The organism is Streptomyces sp. NPDC098789, assembly GCF_044759975.1.
GTDB lineage: Bacteria > Actinomycetota > Actinomycetes > Streptomycetales > Streptomycetaceae > Streptomyces.
In genome coordinates this window covers 256,037-276,311 of sequence record NZ_JBIWAJ010000007.1, presented here as the reverse complement: position 1 = coordinate 276,311, position 20,275 = coordinate 256,037, and the positions used below count along the sequence as shown (strand labels likewise).

The 20,275-nt window shown below is 71.7% G+C and carries 19 protein-coding genes and 1 pseudogene; 8 read left to right on the top strand and 12 right to left on the bottom strand.

What is annotated here, in order from left to right:
* Positions 1-63 precede the first annotated feature (63 nt).
* The 5 genes from folP to ACIQWR_RS17620 all read left to right on the top strand — a co-directional run bounded on the left by folP (position 64) and on the right by ACIQWR_RS17620 (position 3,047).
* Complete coding sequence (folP, locus tag ACIQWR_RS17640; RefSeq protein WP_404009979.1) at positions 64-933, top strand: dihydropteroate synthase; 870 nt, start codon at positions 64-66, stop codon at positions 931-933.
* Between the two features lie 49 nt (positions 934-982).
* Positions 983-1,426: a nuclear transport factor 2 family protein gene (locus ACIQWR_RS17635; RefSeq protein ID WP_404009977.1), complete on the top strand. Its 444-nt coding sequence runs from the start codon at positions 983-985 to the stop codon at positions 1,424-1,426.
* Between the two features lie 128 nt (positions 1,427-1,554).
* The gene (gene folB, locus ACIQWR_RS17630; RefSeq protein ID WP_354380610.1) at positions 1,555-1,914 is read left to right on the top strand and encodes a dihydroneopterin aldolase; all 360 of its coding nucleotides are present in this window, start codon (positions 1,555-1,557) and stop codon (positions 1,912-1,914) included.
* On the top strand, positions 1,911-2,519 hold the full coding sequence (gene folK / locus ACIQWR_RS17625) for a 2-amino-4-hydroxy-6-hydroxymethyldihydropteridine diphosphokinase (RefSeq protein ID WP_404009974.1): 609 nt from the start codon (positions 1,911-1,913) through the stop codon (positions 2,517-2,519). The genes folB and folK overlap by 4 nt, the downstream gene beginning before the upstream one ends.
* 48 nt (positions 2,520-2,567) lie before the next feature.
* The gene (locus ACIQWR_RS17620; protein ID WP_399264959.1) at positions 2,568-3,047 is read left to right on the top strand and encodes a DUF3180 domain-containing protein; all 480 of its coding nucleotides are present in this window, start codon (positions 2,568-2,570) and stop codon (positions 3,045-3,047) included.
* Between the two features lie 96 nt (positions 3,048-3,143).
* On the opposite strand, the gene folE is transcribed toward ACIQWR_RS17620, so the two are convergent.
* The 6 genes from folE to dacB form a co-directional block, all read right to left on the bottom strand.
* Positions 3,144-3,755: a GTP cyclohydrolase I FolE gene (gene folE / locus ACIQWR_RS17615; RefSeq protein WP_399264960.1), complete on the bottom strand. Its 612-nt coding sequence runs from the start codon at positions 3,753-3,755 to the stop codon at positions 3,144-3,146.
* A gap of 116 nt (positions 3,756-3,871) precedes the next feature.
* Positions 3,872-5,905: an ATP-dependent zinc metalloprotease FtsH gene (gene ftsH, locus ACIQWR_RS17610; protein WP_404009969.1), complete on the bottom strand. Its 2,034-nt coding sequence runs from the start codon at positions 5,903-5,905 to the stop codon at positions 3,872-3,874.
* 192 nt (positions 5,906-6,097) lie between these two features.
* Positions 6,098-6,658: a hypoxanthine phosphoribosyltransferase gene (gene hpt, locus ACIQWR_RS17605; RefSeq protein WP_356406650.1), complete on the bottom strand. Its 561-nt coding sequence runs from the start codon at positions 6,656-6,658 to the stop codon at positions 6,098-6,100.
* Between the two features lie 77 nt (positions 6,659-6,735).
* Positions 6,736-7,821 carry a tRNA lysidine(34) synthetase TilS gene (tilS, locus tag ACIQWR_RS17600; protein WP_404009966.1) on the bottom strand — a complete coding sequence of 362 codons (1,086 nt, stop codon included), beginning with the start codon at positions 7,819-7,821 and terminating at the stop codon, positions 6,736-6,738.
* Between the two features lie 255 nt (positions 7,822-8,076).
* Positions 8,077-9,204 carry a zinc-dependent metalloprotease gene (locus ACIQWR_RS17595; RefSeq protein ID WP_399264966.1) on the bottom strand — a complete coding sequence of 376 codons (1,128 nt, stop codon included), beginning with the start codon at positions 9,202-9,204 and terminating at the stop codon, positions 8,077-8,079.
* A gap of 221 nt (positions 9,205-9,425) precedes the next feature.
* Entirely contained in the window at positions 9,426-10,850 is a 1,425-nt protein-coding gene (gene dacB / locus ACIQWR_RS17590; RefSeq protein ID WP_404009962.1) for a D-alanyl-D-alanine carboxypeptidase/D-alanyl-D-alanine-endopeptidase, read from the bottom strand.
* 157 nt (positions 10,851-11,007) lie between these two features.
* On the opposite strand from dacB, the gene ACIQWR_RS17585 reads away from it, so the two are divergent.
* Positions 11,008-11,502, top strand: coding sequence for an inorganic diphosphatase (locus ACIQWR_RS17585; RefSeq protein ID WP_330335078.1), 495 nt, complete (start codon positions 11,008-11,010; stop codon positions 11,500-11,502).
* A gap of 113 nt (positions 11,503-11,615) precedes the next feature.
* Positions 11,616-13,268, top strand: coding sequence for a threonine/serine exporter ThrE family protein (locus ACIQWR_RS17580; RefSeq protein ID WP_404009959.1), 1,653 nt, complete (start codon positions 11,616-11,618; stop codon positions 13,266-13,268).
* Positions 13,269-13,500: 232 nt separating this feature from the next.
* Here the strand turns inward: ACIQWR_RS17580 and ACIQWR_RS17575 are convergent.
* The 4 genes and pseudogenes from ACIQWR_RS17575 to ACIQWR_RS17560 form a co-directional block, all read right to left on the bottom strand.
* Positions 13,501-14,080 (bottom strand): annotated as a pseudogene (locus ACIQWR_RS17575) (VTT domain-containing protein); the annotation flags it as partial.
* A gap of 143 nt (positions 14,081-14,223) precedes the next feature.
* The gene (locus ACIQWR_RS17570; RefSeq protein WP_404009956.1) at positions 14,224-14,982 is read right to left on the bottom strand and encodes a MerR family transcriptional regulator; all 759 of its coding nucleotides are present in this window, start codon (positions 14,980-14,982) and stop codon (positions 14,224-14,226) included.
* Positions 14,983-15,076: 94 nt separating this feature from the next.
* Complete coding sequence (locus ACIQWR_RS17565) at positions 15,077-15,799, bottom strand: flavodoxin family protein (RefSeq protein WP_404009954.1); 723 nt, start codon at positions 15,797-15,799, stop codon at positions 15,077-15,079.
* Positions 15,800-15,854: 55 nt separating this feature from the next.
* Positions 15,855-16,862 (bottom strand): DUF5937 family protein, encoded by a 1,008-nt coding sequence (locus ACIQWR_RS17560; RefSeq protein WP_404009951.1) that lies wholly within the window; start codon positions 16,860-16,862, stop codon positions 15,855-15,857.
* A gap of 122 nt (positions 16,863-16,984) precedes the next feature.
* Here ACIQWR_RS17560 and ACIQWR_RS17555 point away from each other — a divergent pair, with 122 nt between their 5' ends.
* Positions 16,985-18,175 (top strand): MFS transporter, encoded by a 1,191-nt coding sequence (locus ACIQWR_RS17555; protein WP_404009948.1) that lies wholly within the window; start codon positions 16,985-16,987, stop codon positions 18,173-18,175.
* A 7-nt stretch (positions 18,176-18,182) separates the two neighbouring features.
* Here ACIQWR_RS17555 and ACIQWR_RS17550 read toward each other — a convergent pair whose 3' ends face one another.
* Complete coding sequence (locus tag ACIQWR_RS17550; RefSeq protein ID WP_404009945.1) at positions 18,183-18,719, bottom strand: DinB family protein; 537 nt, start codon at positions 18,717-18,719, stop codon at positions 18,183-18,185.
* A gap of 75 nt (positions 18,720-18,794) precedes the next feature.
* Entirely contained in the window at positions 18,795-20,252 is a 1,458-nt protein-coding gene (locus ACIQWR_RS17545) for an aldehyde dehydrogenase family protein (RefSeq protein ID WP_404009942.1), read from the bottom strand.
* Positions 20,253-20,275 lie beyond the last annotated feature (23 nt).

Here is a 20,275-nt window from a genome sequence, read left to right as displayed (position 1 = left end):
GGGCCCCGGCAGCCGACAGGCACCGGGGCCCTGTCATCCGCAGGGCAGCTCTACCCTGGACCTATGAACAACAAGCGCGGGGCCGCCGCCCGGGGCTCGGTCACGGGTCTGCCCGAGTGGGACCGCTGCGGGGTCATGGGCGTCGTCAACGTCACCCCCGACTCCTTCTCCGACGGCGGACGCTGGTTCGACACCACCGCGGCCGTCAAGCGCGGGCTGGACCTGGTGGCCCAGGGCGCCGACCTCGTGGACGTCGGCGGCGAGTCCACCCGGCCCGGTGCGAGCCGGGTCGACGAGGAGGAGGAGCTGCGCCGGGTCGTCCCCGTGGTGCGCGGCCTGGCCTCCGAGGGCGTCGCCGTCTCCGTCGACACCATGCGCGCCGCCGTGGCCGCGCGGGCCGTCGAGGCGGGCGCGGTGCTGGTCAACGACGTGAGCGGCGGCTTGGCCGACCCCGGCATGATCGCGGCCGTCGCGGCCGCCGAGGTGCCCTTCGTGGTCATGCACTGGCGCGGCTTCAGCGACGGCATGAACGGCCTCGCCGTCTACGACGACGTCGTCGCCGAGGTCACCGCCGAGCTGCGGGTGCGGCTCGACGCCGTCATCGAGGGCGGGATCGCCCCCGAGCGGCTCCTCGTGGACCCCGGTCTGGGCTTCGCCAAGAACGCCGAGCACGACCTGGCGCTCGTCGCGCACCTGCCCGCGCTGCGCGCGCTGGGCTTCCCGCTACTGGTCGCGGCCTCCCGCAAGCGGTTCCTCGGCCGGGTGCTGGCGGGTGCGCGGTCCGCTCCCCCGCCCGCCCGCGAGCGGGACGCGGCCACCGCGGCCGTCTCCGCTATCGCGGCGCACGAGGGCGCCTGGGCGGTCCGGGTCCACGAGGTACGGGCGACGGCGGACGCGGTTCGGGTGGCCCGCGCCGTGGAAGGGGCACTGTGATCCGCACAGTGATCAGCACCGCGGGCGCACCCGCAGGGGAAGGGGCACGGTGAGCCGTACCGACATCGAAGCGGTCGAAGAGGTCAACACGGCCTTCTACGAGGCGATGGAGCAGGGGGACTTCGACGCGCTCTCGGCCCTCTGGCTGGAGGACGAGATCTCCTGCGTCCACCCGGGCTGGCCGGTGCTGGCGGGCCGCGGCGAGGTCCTGCGCTCGTACGCCCTGATCATGAGCCACACCGAGTACATCCAGTTCTTCCTGACCGACACCAAAGTGGCTGTGATAGCCGATACGGCCGTGGTCACCTGCACCGAGAACATCCTCAGCGGCGGGCCCGCCGAGGACGGCGGCGAGCTGGGCCCCCTCGTGGGACAGCTGGTCGTCGCGACGAATGTGTTCCGTCGCACATCGGAGGGCTGGCGGCTGTGGTCCCACCACGGTTCTCCGGTGCTCACGGACTCCGACGAGGACGAGGGCGAGGACCCTTCCTGACCCCGTCGGCACGGTTTGCCGTTTATCGCAGGTAAATTCGAAGACGGACGACGCCGACCGCACTCGGCTCAGGCCCATGCCCCGGGGAGTCCCGGACGGCAGCACCTACGAAAGCAGGAGTGATTCGCGTGGATCGCATCGCGCTGCGCGGCCTCAAGGCTCGCGGACACCACGGCGTCTTCCCCCGGGAACGCGAGGAAGGCCAGACCTTCATCGTCGACCTGGTGCTCCACATCGACACCCGGCCGGCCGCCTCGGACGACGACCTGGCCAAGACCGTGCACTACGGCGTGGTGGCCGAGGAGGTCGTGGAGGTGGTCCAGGGCGAGCCGGTCGACCTGATCGAGACCCTCGCCGAGCGGATCGCCCAGCGCTGCCTCAAGCACGACGCCGTCGCGCAGGTGGAGGTCGTCGTGCACAAACCCGACGCGCCGATCACCGTCCCCTTCGACGACGTGACCATCACGATCACCCGGAGCCGCGCATGAACAACGGACTGAACGCACAGAGCGACCCGACCGTACAGCCGGTCCCCGCCTCCGTCGTCGAGACGGTGGACGCGGCGGACGTCACGCTCTCCAACCCCCGCTGGGCCGTCATCGCGCTCGGCGCGAACCTCGGCAACCGCCTGGAGACCCTCCAGGGCGCCATCGACGCCCTCGGCGACACCCCGGGCCTTCGGGTCAAGGGCGTCTCCACCGTGTACGAGACGGAGCCCTGGGGCGTCGAGCCCGGCTCCCAGCCGTCCTACTTCAACGCCGTGGTCCGGGTGAAGACCACGCTGCCGCCGTCCTCCCTGCTCGAACGCGGACACGCCATCGAGGAGGCCTTCGACCGCGTCCGCGAGGAGCGCTGGGGGCCCCGCACCATCGACGTCGACATCGTCGCGTACGCCGACGTGGTCTCCGACGACCCGACGCTCACCCTCCCCCACCCGCGGGCGCACCTGCGGGCCTTCGTGCTGGCCCCCTGGCAGGACGTCGACCCCGAGGCCCAGATCGCCGGCCGCGGTCCGGTCGCCGGGCTGCTGGCGGGAATCGGTCTGGACGGCGTCACGGCGCGCCCCGACCTGGAACTCCACCTGCCGGAGTAGTCGTTAGCCTGTTCACTGCTGTTGGCTGAGAAAGCGGGGAACAGGCACGTGAAGCAATTGAGGCCGGCCGTCCTGGCGGGCATCTTCGCCGTCGCCGGGGTGCTGTCCTGGGCCGGCGCCCGGCTGTGGAACGCCTACGGGACCCTGCCGGGGGTGCCACTGGCCGCCCCGGTCGTGCTCGCGGTGATCGCCGCCGTGCTGTGCGCCACGGCCCTCTCGCTGCGCGGCCGCCTCAAGGCCCAGCGCGAGCGCCGACCGGGCGCCAAGGGCGTGGATCCCCTGATGGCGGCCCGCGCGGTCGTCTTCGGGCAGGCCAGCGCGCTGGTGGCGGCCCTCGTGGCGGGCATGTACGGCGGTGTGGGGGTCTTCCTGCTGGCGAACGGCCTGGACGTGCCCGCCCGCCGCGAGCAGGCCTACTACGCGGGCTTCTCGGTCCTGGCCGGCGTCGCGGTGGTCGCCGCGGCCCTCTTCCTGGAGCGCGTCCTGCGCCTCCCGGACGACGAGGACGACGCGACCGCCCGCGCCTGACCCCCGCCGCACGTACGAAAGGACGGCCGTCGCGCGTGCGACGGCCGTCCTTCTCGTGTCCGGCGGCGACGGGGCCGCCCGTCCCTCCCGGGACCCTCAGCGGGCCACGATGAGGCTCATGGCCTCGCTGCGGGTCGCGGGGTCGCGGAGCTGGCCGCGGACCGCCGAGGTGAGGGTCTTGGCGCCCGGCTTGCGGATGCCGCGGACCGACATGCACATGTGCTCGGCCTCGATGACGACGATCGCTCCGCGGGCTTCCAGGATGCGCATCAGCGAGTCGGCTATCTGGGTGGTGAGTCGTTCCTGCACCTGCGGGCGGCGGGCGTAGACCTCGACCAGCCGGGCCAGCTTCGACAGACCGGTGATCTTGCCGGACTCGGCCGGTATGTAGCCGACGTGGGCCACGCCGTGGAAGGGCAGCAGGTGGTGCTCGCAGAGGCTGACGATCTCGATGTCCTTCACCAGGACCATCTCGTCGTGCCCGAGGTCGAAGGTCGTGGTGAGCACGTCCTCCGGCTCCTGCCACAGGCCCGCCAGGATCTCCCGGTAGGCCCGGGCCACCCGCGCCGGGGTCTCCAGGAGACCCTCGCGGTCCGGGTTCTCGCCGACCGCGAGGAGGAGCTCGCGCACCGCCGCTTCGGCGCGCTTCTCGTCGAACTCGCGGGCCGCCGTGCCCTCGCCATCCACCAGGGTCACCGGATCGGTCATCTCTTCCTCGTTCCTGCCAGTGCAGTGCTGGGCAGCAGTGCTGGACATGTAAAAGTGCCGCGGTCCCCAGGCTAGGACCTGGGGACCGCGGCATCCATTCCGGAGTGCTCGCCCTGTCAGCTCTCGGGACGGTCCTCCGGGACCGCCTCGGGGCTCTTCTCCGTGGAGACCGGAGTCGTGACGGGGGCCGAGCTGCCGTTCGCCGCGTTCGTCAGGGACAGCTCCCGGGGGGAGAGCACCGGCGGACGGGTCGACGGGGTACGGCGGGAGGATCCGGTCCACGCGGGGCGGGCCGGACGCTTCACGATCGTCGAGAAGACCTCGGCGATCTGCTCCTTGTTCAGCGTTTCCTTCTCCAGCAGCGCGAGGACGAGGTTGTCGAGCACGTCGCGGTTCTCGACCAGGATTTCCCAGGCCTCGTTGTGCGCCGTCTCGATGAGCTTCTTGACCTCTTCGTCGACCAGCGCGGCGACCTCTTCCGAGTAGTCGCGCTGGTGCGTCATGTCGCGGCCCAGGAACGGTTCGGTGTTGTCGCCACCGAACTTGATCGCGCCCAGGCGCTCCGTCATGCCGTACTGGGTGACCATCGCGCGGGCCGTGGCGGTGGCCTTCTCGATGTCGTTCGCGGCGCCCGTGGTCGGGTCGTGGAAGACCAGTTCCTCGGCCGCGCGACCGCCCAGCATGTACGCGAGCTGGTCGAGCATTTCATTGCGCGTGGTGGAGTACTTGTCCTCGTCCGGCAGCACCATGGTGTAACCCAGGGCACGGCCACGGGACAGGATCGTGATCTTGTGGACCGGGTCGGAGTTCGGGGAAGCCGCCGCGACCAGGGCGTGGCCGCCCTCGTGGTACGCGGTGATCTTCTTTTCCCGGTCCGACATGATCCGGGTCCGCTTCTGCGGGCCCGCCACGACGCGGTCGATCGCCTCGTCCAGGGCGTGGTTGTCGATCAGCTTCCGGTCCCCGCGCGCGGTGAGCAGCGCGGCTTCGTTCAGCACGTTCGCCAGGTCCGCACCGGTGAAGCCGGGCGTACGACGGGCAACAGCGCCCAGGTCGACGTCCGGGGCGACCGGCTTGCCCTTCTGGTGGACCTTGAGGATCTCCAGCCGGCCCTGCATGTCCGGACGGTCCACCGCGATCTGGCGGTCGAAACGGCCGGGGCGCAGGAGCGCCGGGTCGAGGATGTCCGGACGGTTCGTGGCGGCGATCAGGATGACGCCGCCCTTCACGTCGAAGCCGTCCATCTCGACCAGCAGCTGGTTGAGGGTCTGCTCGCGCTCGTCGTGACCGCCACCGAGACCCGCACCACGGTGCCGGCCGACGGCGTCGATCTCGTCGACGAAGACGATCGCCGGAGCGTTGGCCTTGGCCTGTTCGAACAGGTCACGGACACGCGAGGCACCGACACCGACGAACATCTCGACGAAGTCGGAACCGGAGATCGAGTAGAAGGGAACACCGGCTTCGCCCGCGACAGCGCGCGCGAGCAGGGTCTTGCCGGTGCCGGGCGGGCCGTAGAGCAGCACGCCCTTGGGGATCTTCGCGCCGACGGCCTGGAACTTGGCCGGCTCCTGCAGGAACTCCTTGATCTCGTGGAGCTCCTCCACCGCCTCGTCCGAGCCCGCCACGTCGGCGAACGTCGTCTTCGGGGTGTCCTTGGTGATCAGCTTGGCCTTGGACTTCCCGAAGTTCATGACTCGGGAGCCGCCGCCCTGCATCTGATTCATCAGGAACAGGAAGACCACGACGATCAGGACGAAGGGCAGCAGGCTCAGCAGGACGCTGAGGAACGGGCTGGTCTTGTCCGGCGAGACGGTGTACCCGTCCGCGATCTTGCCCGCGTCGTACTTGGTCTGGAGGTCCTTGGCGAGCGCGACGCCCTGGTCCCCGATGTAGTTGGCCTGGAACTTGGTGCCGTCGTTCTTACCGAGCTTCTCGCCACTCTTCAGCTCGATCTTGATCATCTGGCTGTCACCGGTGGTGAGCTTGGCGCTCGACACCTGGTCCTGGTTGATCGCCTTGATGACCTCGCTGGTCTCCACCGACTTGTAGCCGCCGCCGGAGCCGACGACGTTCATCAACACGACCACGGCGAGGACGGCCAGCACGATCCACATGACCGGCCCACGGAAGTATCGCTTCACGTCCATCCATACGGGGCGCAGAGCACCCCGTCCCTCCTGCCCGTAGGTAAATGCTGCTGTGAGTAAAGACTGTTCTTCGGAATGTACCCCTGAATTGTCACCCGCGGCCTCGTGGGACGGCTGACAGACCCGCCTTCGCATGCTCCAACGGCGGGAATCGCCCCCAGGTTCCCCGAGGGGGACCCGGGGGCGGTGGGATCAGCCGCCGTAGACGTGCGGGGCGAGCGTGCCCACGAACGGCAGGTTGCGGTACTTCTCCGCGTAGTCGAGGCCGTAACCGACGACGAACTCGTTGGGGATGTCGAAGCCCACCCAGCGGACGTCGATGGCGACCTTCGCGGCGTCGGGCTTGCGCAGCAGCGTGCAGACCTCCAGGGAGGCCGGCTCGCGGGAGCCCAGGTTCGACAGCAGCCAGGACAGCGTCAGACCGGAGTCGATGATGTCCTCGACGATCAGGACGTGCTTGCCCTTGATGTCGGTGTCCAGGTCCTTGAGGATGCGGACCACGCCGGAGGACTGGGTCCCGGCGCCGTAGGAGGACACCGCCATCCAGTCCATGGTGAGGGGGGTGGACAAGGCGCGTGCCAGGTCCGCCATCACCATCACCGCGCCCTTGAGGACGCCGACGATGAGCAGGTCCTTGCCCGCGTACTGCTCGTCGATCTTCGCGGCCAGCTCGGCCAGCTTCGCGTCGATCTCTTCCTTGGTGATGAGCACCGACTGGAGGTCGTCGCCCATGTCCTTCTCGTCCACCCGCATCACTTTCGTAGTCCGCCGTGGCTCCGGGGGTTCCCCGGAGGACTCAGCCGCCCGGGGCGACGGCTCAGTCATCGCCGTCAGCCCTGCCGGATGACCAGTCTGCCACCCTGGCGCTGGGCCTCGACCCGGCCGGGCAGGTTGATGGCGCCCTGACCGCGCCAACCCGTGATCAGGCGGTCCACTTCCTCGATGTGGCGGGCGAACAGCGAACCGGCGGGGGAACCGGCCGACAGGACGGCCCTGCGCAGCACGCGGCGGCGAACGGCCGGGGGCAGGGCGAAGAGCTTGGCGCACTCCAGCTGGCCGAGCTCGTCCCGTACGGCGGACTCCGCGTCGGCGGCCCAGGCGTCGAGGGCGTCGGCGTCGTCCCGGGAGAGCTGGGCGGTCCGGGCGAGGGCCTCGACCACTCCCTTGCCGAGCGCCTTCTCCAGGGCGGGCAGCCCCTCGTGGCGCAGCCGGGAGCGGGTGTATGCGGGGTCGATGTTGTGCGGGTCGTCCCAGACGGCCAGGGACTGGACCATGCAGGCCTTGCGGGCGGTCTGCCGGTCGATGTGCAGGAAGGGGCGGCGGTAGCGTCCGGTGCGGCCGGGACCGCCGGAGATCTCGGCCATCCCGGACAGGGACCGGATGCCGGAACCGCGGGCCAGCCCCAGCAGGACGGTCTCCGCCTGGTCGTCGCGGGTGTGGCCGAGCAGCACGGTGGCGGCGCCGAGCCGGTCGGCGGCCTCGTCGAGGGCGGCGTAGCGGGCGTCGCGGGCGGCGGCCTCGGGTCCGCCGTCGCGGCCGACGCGCACGGCGATGGCTTCCGCCGGTTCCAGGTGGAGTGCGGTCATCCGGCTGACGACCTCGGCGGCGCGCAGGTCGGAGCCGTCCTGGAGGCCGTGGTCGACGGTGATGCCGCCGGCCCGGATGCCGAGTTTGGGGGCCTCGAAGGCGAGGGCGGAGGCGAGCGCCATGGAGTCGGCGCCACCGGAGCATGCGACGAGCACGAGCGGCTGCGGGCCGCCGGCGCGGTCGGTGCGGGCCCTGCTGTCGGCGCGGTCGGCGCGGCGGGCAGCGGGGGCGGTGCGGCGTTCGGTGGGGTCGGTCAGGTCGGTGAGGACGTCGTGGAGTACGCGGCGGACCGCCAGGCGTATCGCCGCGACCGCAGGATGGGGACCCATGTCCGGTGCCCTTCGGTGGAGTTCGGATGCCTCGGAGGCGTTGGGGTGGTGCGCGCTCGGGGTGCTGCTCGGCTGCGCCCGCCGGCCCCGCGGAAGGTTCCACGAGAGGACGGACTGTCACTCAGAGTGCGTCGATGGTGACAGAACCGAGCCGTTCCCTGAGCATCGCACGCCCTTCATCGGCCCACGGTCCCTCGGACGGGTGATGCTGCTTCCCCCAACGAGACAGCTTTACGCCCCCTCGTTCACCCCTTTTCACTCCCCCCGCCGGTGGACGCGGGCCACCCAGTCCGCGGGCTTGGCGATCTCCGCTTTGGTCGGCAATGTGTTCGGTGAGGTCCATACCCGATTGAAACCGTCCATTCCGACCTGCCCGACGACCGCGCGGACGAAGCGCTCGCCGTCCCGGTACTGACGCAGCTTCGCGTCCAGGCCCAGCAGCTTGCGCAGGGCCGCGTCGAGCCGTCCGGCGCCACTGGCCCGGCGGGTCTGGAACTTCTCCCGGATCTCCGCGACCGAGGGCACCACCTCGGGGCCGACCCCGTCCATGACGAAGTCCGCGTGGCCCTCCAGCAGGGACATCACCGCCGTCAGCCGCCCCAGCACCTCCCGCTGCTCGGGGGTCTGGACGAGCTCCACCAAGGAGCGCCCCTCTTCCCCGCGCTCGCCGTCCGGACGTGCCCCGACCAGGGACTGCGCGGCTTCGCGCAGCCGCTCCAGCACGGTCATCGGGTCCATCTCGGTGGCGCCGAGGAACGTCTGGATTTCGCCCTCCAGGTGCTCCCGGAGCCACGGGACGGCGGTGAACTGGGTACGGTGCGTCTCCTCGTGCAGGCACACCCACAGGCGGAAGTCGTGCGGGTTGACCTCCAGCTCGCGCTCCACATGCACGATGTTGGGCGCCACCAGCAGCAGCCGCCCGCCCCCCGTCGCGGAACCCGGCAGGTCCCGGGAGACCGGCGCGAAGGTCTCGTACTGACCGAGCACGCGCGAGGACAGGAAGCTCAGCAGCATCCCCAGCTCGACCCCGGTCACCTTGCCGCCGACCGCGCCGAGGACGGCCCCGCCGGGCGTGCTGCCGCGCCGCTCCTGCATCTTGCCGAGCAGGGGCCCCAGCAGCTCCCGGAACCCCGCCACATTGGCCTTGACCCATCCGGCCCTGTCGACGACCAGGACCGGCGTGTCCTCGACGACCGACCCCTCGGGCATCATCCTCGTGAACTCGCGCACGTGCCGTTCCGAGGTCCTGGCGTGCTCGCGCAGTTCCGCCACCACGGCCCGCGCCTCGTCCCGGGTGATCTCCGGGCCGGGCCGTACGAGCCGGGTCGCGGTCGTCACCGCGAGATTCCAGTCGACCATCTCCACACCACCGATGCTCGTCATGCGTCAACGGTACGTGGACGGGCCGCCGGGCGGATCCCCCCGGACGGGGCTAGGGCCTGTCGTCAAAGTCGGGTCGTCGCCCGGAGGGCGGCCCCGCGGCGTCTGGTGCGTGCTCTCGGTCCGCCGGGCGGGAGCCTGCGTACTGGAACTCGGGCTTTCGCCCGGTGGAGCGAGAGTGCGTGCCAGGCGTCGCGGGGCAGACTCGACTTTGAAGACAGGCCCTAGGGCGTGGTGGCGATGATGGCCGCGAGCTTGTCCAGGGCCTTCTCGGCGGCGTCCGGGGCCGGGGTGTTCGCCGTCAGGAACGCGAAGACGAGCAGCCGCCCGGAGGGGTCGACGACCGTACCGGCCAGCGAGTTCACCCCGGTGAGCGTGCCGGTCTTGGCCCGCAGCAGCCCCGCCGCCGGTGAGGCGCCGGCGTTGCGGGCCCGCAGGGTGCCGCTGAACCCGGCCACCGGCAGTCCGGTGAGGACGGGCCGCAGCGCGGGGCGGGCCGGGTCGGCGGCCTTGGTCAGCAGGGCGGTGAGCAGCCCGGCGCTGACCTTGTCGGCCCGGTTCAGCCCGCTGCCGTCGGCGAAGCGGGCACCGCTCAGGTCGACCCCGAGGCCGGCGAGCCGCTCGGTGACGGCCTGCTCGCCGCCCTCGAAGCTCGCGGGCTTCGAGGCCGCGAGCGCGGTCTGGCGGGCCAGCGCCTCGGCGATGTCGTTGTCGCTGTTGGTCAGCATCCGCTCGACGAGAGCGCCCAGCGGGGTGGAGAGGGTGACGGCCAGCGGCGCGGCGCCCGCCGGGGCCTTGGCCGGGGCGGGCTCGCCGGTGACCTTGATCCCGCGCTCGCGCAGCAGGTCGGCGAAGGCGCCGGCGGCGTCCTTGGCGGGGTCGTCGGTGCGCCCCACCGGGCCGGAGAAGGATTCGTCGGAGCGGCCCTCGTCGGCCATCAGGGCGCTGACGGGCGCGATGTTGTCGTTGGCGCCGATCGGGTGACGGGCGGGGCCGCTGAAGAGCGTGGCGTCGTACCCGAGGGTGACCGTGTCGGTGTTGGCGGAGCGCAGCGCCTGGGCGGTGTCGGCGGCGAGGGCGACGAGGCTGCCGCCGGGGCCCGCCGGGTTCTTCTTGCGGGCGCTGAGCGAGGGGTCGCCGCCGCCGACGAGGACGATCCGGCCGCCCTGGTCGGGGACGACGGTGGTGCGGATGCGGTGCTCGGGTCCGAGGGCGGCGAGCGCGGCCGTGGCGGTGGCGATCTTGATCGTGGAGGCGGGGGTCATCGCCTCGCGCGCGCCGCTGTCGAAGAGCACCCGGCCGGTGGCCGCCTCGACGACCGAGGCGCCGCGGACGGTGCCGAGCGCGGAATCGGCCAGCAGCGGCCGCAGCGCGGCGGCGAGGGCGTCGCTGTTCCCGGCCGGGGCGACCGGGGCGGATCGGGGGGCGTTCAAGGGCGCGAGGACGCCCGGAGCGCTCGGCGCGGCGAGCGGAGTGACATATTCCTCGTGATCTCCGCCACCCGTACGGCCCCAAGAGGCGGCTGCGACCCGCTCGGCCTTACGCTGGCCGGAGTCCCACGGACCGGCCGCGACCACCGCACCGGCCGACAGGGCCAGGCCCGCGAGGGCCGAACCGGCGATGAGCTGCCATGTCTTGATCAATGGCACCTCGACCAGCCCCTTTCGCGATCACACGTATGCGTGAGGGACACTTAACCACTGAGTCTTGCCGCGAGCATGGCACCCCACCCGCAGGGCTGGGCCGGACGCGCACGCGGATCACAGCAGTCTCGAAGCAATGCAGCTGATCATGGAGGAGCAGGACGTGGAGTTCGACGTCACCATCGAGATCCCCAAGGGTTCGCGGAACAAGTACGAAGTGGACCACGAGACCGGCCGGATCCGCCTGGACCGTCGCCTCTTCACGTCCACCAGCTACCCGGCCGACTACGGCTTCGTCGAGAACACCCTCGGCGAGGACGGCGACCCGCTGGACGCGCTCGTCATCCTCGACGAGCCGACCTTCCCGGGCTGCCTGATCAAGTGCCGCGCGATCGGCATGTTCAACATGACGGACGAGGCGGGTGGCGACGCCAAGCTGCTGTGCGTCCCGGCGTCGGACCCGCGCGTGGAGCACCTGCGCGACATCCACCACGTCTCCGAGTTCGACCGCCTGGAGATCCAGCACTTCTTCGAGGTCTACAAGGACCTGGAGCCCGGCAAGTCCGTCGAGGGCGCGAACTGGGTCGGCCGCACCGAGGCCGAGGCCGAGATCGAGGCCTCGTACAAGCGCCTGCAGGCGCAGGGCGACCACCACTGAGTGGATCCCCGCTGATCTCCGCCCGTCGGCGTATCCCGGGCCGCCACGGACGAAACGATTCCGCATAATTGGATCACCGGTTGGGGATCCGGCCCAGGGACACAGGAGCGCGCGTGGCGGCAGAGGCCGATTCAGAGGACCGCGACCGGCGCAAGCCCGCCTCGGACGAGGCGCGCAGCGCCTTCAGCCAGCCCCCCGGGGTCGAATCCGGCGTGTTCGAGGACGAGCAGCCCACCTCCGAGTTCGCCGCCCCCGAGGGCACCGCCGCCGTACCGGCCGAACCCGAGGGCTCGGCCTTCGCCCTGCCCGCCACCTACAGCGGCCGGCACTCCCCGCCCGCCTACACCCCCGGTCAGGGGTATCCGGTCTCCCGGATGAAGGAGTCCCCCTGGCAGGACCGGATGCGCACGATGCTGCGCATGCCCGTGGGCGACCGCCCGGTCCCCGAGGCCGTACAGCGCCTGAGCGAGGACTCCGGGCCCGCCGTCGGCCGCGTGCTCGACCTCACCCTGCGCATCGGCGAGCTGCTGCTCGCGGGCGGCGAGGGCGCCGAGGACGTCGAGGCCGCGATGTTCGCCGTGGCCCGTGCCTACGGGCTCGACCGCTGCGAGCCCACCGTCACCTTCACCATGCTCTCGATCACGCACCAGCCCTCGCTGGTGGACGATCCCGTCTCGGCGAGCCGGACCGTACGCCGCCGGGGCACCGACTACACCCGGCTCGCGGCCGTCTTCCGGCTCGTCGACGACATCAGCGCGCACGAGGTCGAGGTCTCCCTGGAGGAGGCCTACCGGCGCCTCGCCGAGATCCGGCGCAACCGCCACCCGTACCCCGGCTGGGTGCTCACCCTGGCCGCCGGGCTGCTCGCCGGGGCCGCCTCCACGCTCGTCGGCGGTGGCGTGGTGGTCTTCTTCGCGGCCGCGATCGGGGCCGTGCTCGGCGACCGGCTGGCCTGGCTGTGCGCCGGGCGCGGGCTGCCGGAGTTCTACCAGTTCGTGGTGGCCGGGATGCCGCCCGCCGCGCTCGGGGTGGCCCTCAAGCTGGCCGAGATCGACGTGCGCGCCTCCGCGGTCATCACCGGCGGGCTCTTCGCGCTGCTGCCCGGGCGGGCCCTGGTGGCGGCCGTGCAGGACGGCCTGACCGGCTACTACATCACCGCCTCGGCCCGCCTGTTGGAGGTCATGTACCTCTTCATCGGGATCATCATGGGCGTGCTGGTGGTGATCTACCTCGGCCTCCAGTGGGGCGCCAAGCCCAACCCGGAGGAGGCCCTCCAGATCAGCCAGCGGCCGGTCATCCAGATCATCGCCTCGATGGTGCTGGTCTTCACCTTCGCGATCCTGCTCCAGCAGGAACGCTCCACCGTGCTGATCGTGACCCTGAACGGCGGGGTCGCCTGGGTGACCTACGGCGCCCTGCACTACGCGGGCGGCCTGCCCCCCGTCCCCTCCACCGCGATCGCGGCCGGCCTGGTGGGCCTGTTCGGGCAGCTCTTCTCCCGCTACCGCTTCGCCTCCGCCCTGCCCTTCGTGACCGCGGCCATCGGGCCGCTGCTGCCGGGTTCGGCGACGTACTACGGGCTGCTCCTGATCGCCGAGAACCGGCTCAGCATGGGCTTCGCCTCGCTGACCAACGCCGCCGCGATCGCCTTCGCCATCGCCATCGGGGTCAACCTGGGCTCGGAGGCCTCGCGGCTCTTCATGCGGATCCCGGGCTCCGCGAGCGCCGCCAAGCGCCGCGCGGCCAAGCGCACCCGCGGATTCTGACCCCGCCGACCGTCGTACGCGCACCCGCCCGGTCCGCCGACGCCCCGGGTACGCCGACGCCCCGGGGCACGAGGTGCTCCCGGGGCGTCGGTCTCCGCGCGGGGCCGTCAGCGCTTGGCGTGCCGCCCGCGCTGCCCCGGTGCGGGCGGGAAGCCGTCCTGGCCACCGGTGCCCTCCTCGGCGGCGGCGGGGTTCGCCTTCCTCTCCTTGCGGGACTTCATGACCTCGAAGATCACCGGGATGACGGAGATCAGGACGATGCCGATGAAGATCGGCTCGACGTTGTTCTTGATGAACTCGAACTGGCCGAGCTGGTAGCCCAGGATCGTGACGCCCGCGCCCCACAGCACGCCACCGATGACGTTGAACATCAGGAAGGTGCGGTACTTCATCGCGGTCGCGCCCGCGACCATCGGCGCGAAGGTGCGGATGATCGGCACGAAGCGGGCGAGCACGATGGCCTTGGGGCCGTGCTTGACCATGAAGTCCTGCGCCGAGTCGAGGTTCTCGCGCTTGAAGAGCCTCGAATTGGGCTTGTTGAAGAGCTTCGGCCCGAAGACCTTGCCGATCATGTAGCCGACCTGGTCACCGAGGATCGCGGCGGCCACGATCAGCGTGCAGACGAGCCACAGCGGCTCCTCGATCGTGCCGGCCGCGACGAACAGGCCGGCCGTGAAGAGCAGCGAGTCGCCGGGCAGGAACGCGAAGAGACCCGATTCCGCGAAGACGATGACCAAGATGCCGATCAGGCCGAATTGCCCGATCAGGTACTCCGGAGAGATCCACTCAGGGCCGAGTGCGAGCATGTTCACGAGTTCCGGAGTCTCCTGGATCGGGGGGATGCGGGCAGGACCTGCGCCGGGTGGAAACACATGGCGGTGGTTTCAAGTATGAACGCACACGGCCCCCACCGGGTTCCAGGCCCCGGCGGGGGCTCACGGGTGCGTTCGGCCACCTACGCCCGGCGCACCGCGTTCGCCATGATCGCGTCGCGCAGGTACACCGCCAGGCCCGGGCGGACCCTGTCGTAGTACGCGGTGAACCGCTCGTCCGCGACGTACATCTCGCCCAGCGAGGTGTGCATCTCGTACGAGCAGGCGTAGCAGTGCCCGTCGATCCAGGCGTGGTGCTCCTCGGCCAGGTCCATGGCGCCGATCGACTCCGCGGACGCGCCCGTGTCCATCAGCGCGGCCAGGCGCCGGTTGATGTCGTCGGACTCGCCCATGATCCGCTGCCAGTCCTCCTTCGTGGCCGCCGCGGCCCTGCGCCGCGACTCGGCGTAGGCGTCGGTGGCGCCCCAGCGCCGCTCGGCCTCCGCGGCGTACCGGTCGGGATCGTGGTCCCCGAAGACCTCGAACTTCTCCTCGGGGGTCAAGTTGATGCTCATCGTGCGTGCCTCCATCGCGCGCTCCACGGCCGCCGCCATCCGCTGGAGGGCCCCGATCCGGTCCGCCAGGAGCGCGTGCTGCCTGCGCAGGTGCTCCTGGGGATCGGTCCGCGGGTCGTCCAGCAGCACGGCCACCTCGTCGAGCGGAAAGCCGAGCTTCCGGTAGAACAGGATCCGCTGCAACCGGTCGAGGTCGCCGTCGTCGTAGCGCCGGTGCCCCGCACCGCTGCGGCCGCTCGGGGAGAGCAGCCCGATCTCGTCGTAGTGGTGCAGCGTCCGCACCGTGGTCCTCGCGAAACCGGCGACCTGTCCCACGGAGTAGCCCATCGCCTCCGCCCCTCCTCTTCTCGGGTACGCGCCCCACTGTGCTGCCTCACGTCGCGTGAGGTGCAAGCGCGGGCCGCGGGGGCGGCGGGGGTGGTCAGCGGTGCTCGGGGTTGGGGAAGTCGAAGCGGCAGCCCGCGTCCCACCGCGAGCGCTGGTTGCCGTGCGCCGGGATCCCGCCGGAGCGCCGGAGCAGGGCGGCCAGGTGCATCAGGTTCCAGGACATGAAGGCGGTGTTGCGGTTGGTGAAGTCGTTCTCGGGGCCGCCGGAGCCCGGGTCCATGTACGAGGGCCCGGGACCGGCCTCGCCGATCCAGCCCGCGTCCGCCTGCGGCGGGACCGTGTAACCCAGGTGCTGGAGGCTGTAGAGGACGTTCATCGCGCAGTGCTTGACCCCGTCCTCGTTCCCGGTGATCAGGCAGCCCCCGACCCGCCCGTAGTAGGCGTACTGGCCCTCCTCGTTCAGGACCGAGGAGCAGGCGTAGAGCCGCTCGATGACCCGCTTCATCACGGAGCTGTTGTCGCCGAGCCAGATCGGGCCCGCCAGGACGAGGATGTCCGCCGCCATGATCTGCGAGTAGAGGACCGGCCAGTCGTCGCTCTCCCAGCCGTGCTCGGTCATGTCGGGCCAGACCCCGGTGGCGATGTCCCGGTCGACCGCGCGGATCAGCTCGGTGGTGACGCCGTTGGCCTCCATCACGGCCCGGCTCTTGTCGATCAGCCCGTCGGTGTTGCTGGGCTCGGGCGAGCGTTTGAGCGTGCAGTTGACGTAGACGGCACGCAGGTTCAGGTCGCGGTAATCGTGATCGTTCGTCGGCACGCGTCCAGCCTGACCGCGCGCTCCCGCCCGCGCGAGCGCGGTGGCCCGTCCGGGCTCAGGCCGCCCCCACCGGTGCGAGCAGCGCGTCCGCGACCGCGGTACGGGCGTACAGCACCGACCGGCCGGCCCGGTGGGCGGTGACCAGCCCGGCCCCCCGCAGGGCCGTCAGGTGCTGCGAGACCGCGGGCGCGGACAGCCCGCACCGGGCGGCCAGGTCGGTCGTGGAGGCCGGGGTGTCGAGTTCGGCGAGCAGCAGCGCCCGGGAGCGGCCCAGCACCGCGGCGACCGCCTCCCCGGCGGCCCCCGGGGTACGCGGCTCCCACAGCGTGCCGATCCCGCGCGCCGGGTAGGCCAGTTGGGGCGGCTCCGGCACCACCGAGCGGGTCAGCACCCGCGGCCAGGCGAAGGCCGAGGGCACCAGCAGCATCCCCGCGCCCGCGTGGTCCCGGGTCACCGAGCAGTGCCTGCGCACCAGGCGCAGCGTGCCCTCGTCCCACCGCACCGACTCGTGCAGCTCGTTCAGCACGTACGCGGAGCCGTACTCGGCCACCTGGCGCGCCCGGTGGAAGACGTCGGCCTCCAGCAGCTGCCGGATCCTGGCCCAGTAGGGCGCGATCGCCAGCTCCCAGTAGGTCTCGATCTCGGCCGCGACCTTCTCCAGCGCGGCCCCGGGCGCCTCCTCCAGGAGCCGCAGCCGGGCCGGCCCCGCGCCCGCGGGACCGGGGCGCTCGGCCCGCAGCCGGGCGAGGTCCGCCCGTACCCGCTCGGGGGCGGTGTCCCGGATCATCGCCAGCTCCGCGGCCAGCTCCGGGAAGGGACCGGCCGGGGTCGGGTTGAGGAAGTCCGCGAGGTAGCCACGGGCCGGGACCAGCTCGGCCAGCCAACCGCGGTCCAGGCCCGCGCACTCCAGCCGGGGGCGCACCTGCTCGGCCCAGCGGCGGTGCGGCGCGGGATCGGCCGCACCGGCCAGCAGCCGGAAGCTGGTGACGACCTCCCACATCGGGGAGACCGCGAAGCGGGTCTGCGCCAGGTCCGCCGTCGAGAAGCTCAGTTCCGAGTCCACCGCCCCGCCTCCGTGTCCACGGCCGTCCCGAGTCGTCCGGGGCCACCGGGCCGCGCGCCCGGTGGATTCGGCCTGAGCTTAATCAATACGGCGGGCGGGGGGCAGGGGCGCACGCTCCTGCCATGCCCTCCACCTTCCGCGGACTCCCGCCCACCGTCTGGACCGTCTTCGCCGGAACGATCGTCAACCGGCTCGGTCACCTGGTCACGCCCTTCCTCGTGTTCCTGCTGGCCGACCGCGGGGTGACGGGGTCCGGGACGGCCTACGTCCTCGGCGCGCTCGGCGCAGGCAACCTGCTCGGTCCGGTCCTCGGCGGCTTCCTCGCCGACCGGATCGGCCGCCGGCCCACCATGCTGATCGGGCTGCTCGGCGCCGCGGCCGCGCAGGGCGCGCTGTTCCTGGCCCCGGGCGCCCCGACGATGGCCGCGGCGGCCCTGCTGCTGAGCGCCGCCTCGGCGACCGTCGGTCCGGCCGCCTACGCGCTGCTGGCCGACACCGTGGACGCGGAGCACCGACAGCGGGCGTACGCCCTCTTCGGCTGGGGGGTCAACATCGGCACCGCCGTCGCGGGGGTGCTGGGCGGGTTCCTCGCCGCCCACGGCTACTGGCTGCTCTTCGCGGTCGACGCCGGGACCCTGCTGATCTACGCCGCCGTGGTGGCGACCCGGCTGCGCGAGCCGCGGCGCGAACCGAAGGCCGCGGACGCCGGGGCGGGACTCGGCTACGGGGTGGTGCTGCGCGACCGGCTGCTGCTCGCCCTGCTCCCGCTCTTCGGGGTCCAGCTCTTCGTGTACTCGCTGACCGAGGTGGCGCTGCCGCTGGCCATGCGCGACAGCGGGCTCTCCCCCGCCGCCTACGGGGCGACGGCGGCCGTCAACGCGGTCCTGGTGGTCGCCCTGCAGCCCGTCGCCTCCGGCCTGCTCTCCCGGCTGCCCCGGCTGCCCGTGCAGGCGGCGGGCAGCGCGCTGATCGCCGTGGGCGTGGCGCTGACCGGGCTCGCCGACGGCATCGTCGGCTACACGGTGTCGGTGTCCGTCTGGTCGCTGGGCGAGGTGGTCGTGGCCGGGATCGCGGCCTCCGTCGTCGCCGACCTCGCCCCGGCGGACGCCCGCGGCCGCTACCAGGGCGCCTTCGGCTGGACCTGGGGCGTCGCCCGCTTCGCCGCCCTCACCCTGGGTGTCACCCTCTACGACGGCGCCGGGCCGGCCGCGCTGTGGCTGCTCGCCCTCACGGCCGGGCTGCTCACCGCGGCGACCACCCTGGCCCTGCACCGCCGCGTCACGGCCCGGCTGTCCCACGACCTGGCGGCGTAGGGATCCCCTACCCCCGGGCCTGGGCCACCAGCTCGAAGGCGGTCCTGCCGTCGAGGGACTCGCGGATGACGTCGGCGTGCCCCGCGTGCCGGGCGTGCTCCTCGATCAGGTGCAGGAGCAGCCAGCGCATCGAGACCCGGCCCTCCTTGGGGAACCAGGGCTGGTCGGGCAGCGGGAAGGTGTCGTCCAGGCTCGGCAGGTCGCGGACGAACTTCTCCAGCTCGACCACCACCGCGTCCCAGAACTCCAGGACGGCGGCCACCGATTCGTCGCCGACCAGGCGGAAGCTGTCCGACCAGGTCTCCTGGGTGCGCTGCTTCTCGTTCGGCTGCTGCTGGGCCATCCGCAGCCAGCCCAGCTCGGTCTCGGACACGTGCTTGAGCAGCCCGGACAGGGAGAGCTCGCTCGCGCTGGGGCGGCTCGCGGCCTGCTCGTCCGTGAGTCCGAGGACCGATCGCCGCAGCCCGCCGCGCTGGGCCTCGATGAAGGACAGGAGCGCGCCGCGCTCGTCGCCGTGCGCTTCCGCGGGAACGTGGGTGACCATGCTGAACGACCGCCTCTTGTCTGTGGGGCTCTCCGACAAGGAACAATCTAGGGACCGACTAGGTCAGTTGCTGTCCTAGAAGGGGAAGTGGGTCCGCCCGTGTTGGACCGAGATCCACTTCTGCGTGGTGAAGGCCTCCACCGTCGCCTCGCCGTTCAGCCGGCCCAGGCCCGAGGCCTTCTCGCCGCCGAAGGCGGCCAGCGGCTCGTCCCCGATGGTGGAGTCGTTCACGTGGATCATGCCCGTCTCGATCCGCTGGGCGAAGCGCACGCCGCGCTCGACGTCCCGCGTGTGGACCGCGCCGCTGAGGCCGTAGGGGGTCGCGTTGGCCAGCCGTACGCCCTCCTCCTCGCCGTCGAAGACGACCAGCAGGGCCACCGGACCGAAGATCTCCTGGGCCAGCAGCGGGGAGTCCTCGGGCAGGTCCGCCAGGACGGTGGGTTCGACCAGGTTGCCGCGCGTAGAACCGCGCACCAGCGCCCGCGCCCCCGAAGCGATGGCCCGGTCCACGAGCGCGGTGAGCGCGTCGGCCTGGAAGGAGTTGATCAGGGGACCGATGTGGGTCTCGGGGTCGTGCGGGTCGCCCGTGTTCAGGGAGCGCACCTTCGCGACGAACTTCTCGGTGAACTCGGGGGCGACCGAGCGGTCCACGAGGATCCGGTTCGCGGCCATGCAGACCTGGCCCTGGTAGACGAAGCGGCTGAAGACGGCCGCGTCCACCGCGTAGTCGAGGTCGGCGTCGTCGAGGACGACCAGCGCGCTGTTGCCGCTCAGCTCCAGGACGGTCCGCTTGAAGTGGCGGGCGGCGACGGCGCCGACGTGCCGGCCGACCCGGTCGGAGCCCGCGAAGGAGATCACCTTGGGCACCGGGTGGGTGAGGATCGCGTCCCCTATTTCGGCGATGTCGGTGACGAGGACGTTCAGCAGCCCGGCGGGGAGTCCCGCCTCCTCGAAGATCTTCGCGATCACACCGCCGCCGACGACCGGGGCGTTCTGGTTCGGCTTGATCACCACGGCGTTGCCGAGCGCCAGCGCGGGCGCGACCGACTTCATGGTGACCAGGAAGGGGAAGTTGAAGGGGCTGATGACGGCTATCACGCCGACGGGCAGCCGCTGGACCCTGTTCTCCTTGCCCGGCACCGGCGAGGGCAGGATGCGGCCCTCGGGGCGGACGGAGAGCTGGATGGCCTCGCGGATGAACTCCATGGCCAGGTGGATCTCGTACTCGGCCTTGGGCCGGGTGCCACCCAGCTCGTCGATCATCGCCTCGACGATCTCCGGCTCGCGCTCCTCGGTGATCCGCAGGGCGCGTTCCAGCACGGCCCGTCTGGAGTACGGGCTGGTCGCGGCCCATTCGGCCTGCGCGCGCTCGGCCGCCCGGTAGGCGCGGTCGACCTGTTCGACGGTGGCCACGGTGATGGCCGCGAGCTTCTCCCCGTTGTAGGGGTTCACGTCGATGATGTCCCACGAGCCCATACCGGCCAGCCACTCGCCGTCGATGTACTGATGGGCCAAGTCGCTGAATATGGACATGCCATCCCTTACTGCGAGCGCGC

What these genes read in the sequence shown, in the direction of transcription:
- folP (WP_404009979.1), top strand. Translation starts at nt 64, where the DNA reads ATGAACAACAAGCGCGGGGCCGCCGCCCGGGGCTCGGTCACGGGTCTG.
- folK (WP_404009974.1), top strand. Translation starts at nt 1,911, where the DNA reads ATGAACAACGGACTGAACGCACAGAGCGACCCGACCGTACAGCCGGTC.
- folE (WP_399264960.1), bottom strand. Translation starts at nt 3,755, where the DNA reads ATGACCGATCCGGTGACCCTGGTGGATGGCGAGGGCACGGCGGCCCGC.
- ftsH (WP_404009969.1), bottom strand. Translation starts at nt 5,905, where the DNA reads ATGGACGTGAAGCGATACTTCCGTGGGCCGGTCATGTGGATCGTGCTG.
- hpt (WP_356406650.1), bottom strand. Translation starts at nt 6,658, where the DNA reads ATGCGGGTGGACGAGAAGGACATGGGCGACGACCTCCAGTCGGTGCTC.
- tilS (WP_404009966.1), bottom strand. Translation starts at nt 7,821, where the DNA reads ATGGGTCCCCATCCTGCGGTCGCGGCGATACGCCTGGCGGTCCGCCGC.
- ACIQWR_RS17595 (WP_399264966.1), bottom strand. Translation starts at nt 9,204, where the DNA reads ATGACGAGCATCGGTGGTGTGGAGATGGTCGACTGGAATCTCGCGGTG.
- ACIQWR_RS17570 (WP_404009956.1), bottom strand. Translation starts at nt 14,982, where the DNA reads ATGGGCTACTCCGTGGGACAGGTCGCCGGTTTCGCGAGGACCACGGTG.
- ACIQWR_RS17555 (WP_404009948.1), top strand. Translation starts at nt 16,985, where the DNA reads ATGCCCTCCACCTTCCGCGGACTCCCGCCCACCGTCTGGACCGTCTTC.
- ACIQWR_RS17550 (WP_404009945.1), bottom strand. Translation starts at nt 18,719, where the DNA reads ATGGTCACCCACGTTCCCGCGGAAGCGCACGGCGACGAGCGCGGCGCG.
- ACIQWR_RS17545 (WP_404009942.1), bottom strand. Translation starts at nt 20,252, where the DNA reads ATGTCCATATTCAGCGACTTGGCCCATCAGTACATCGACGGCGAGTGG.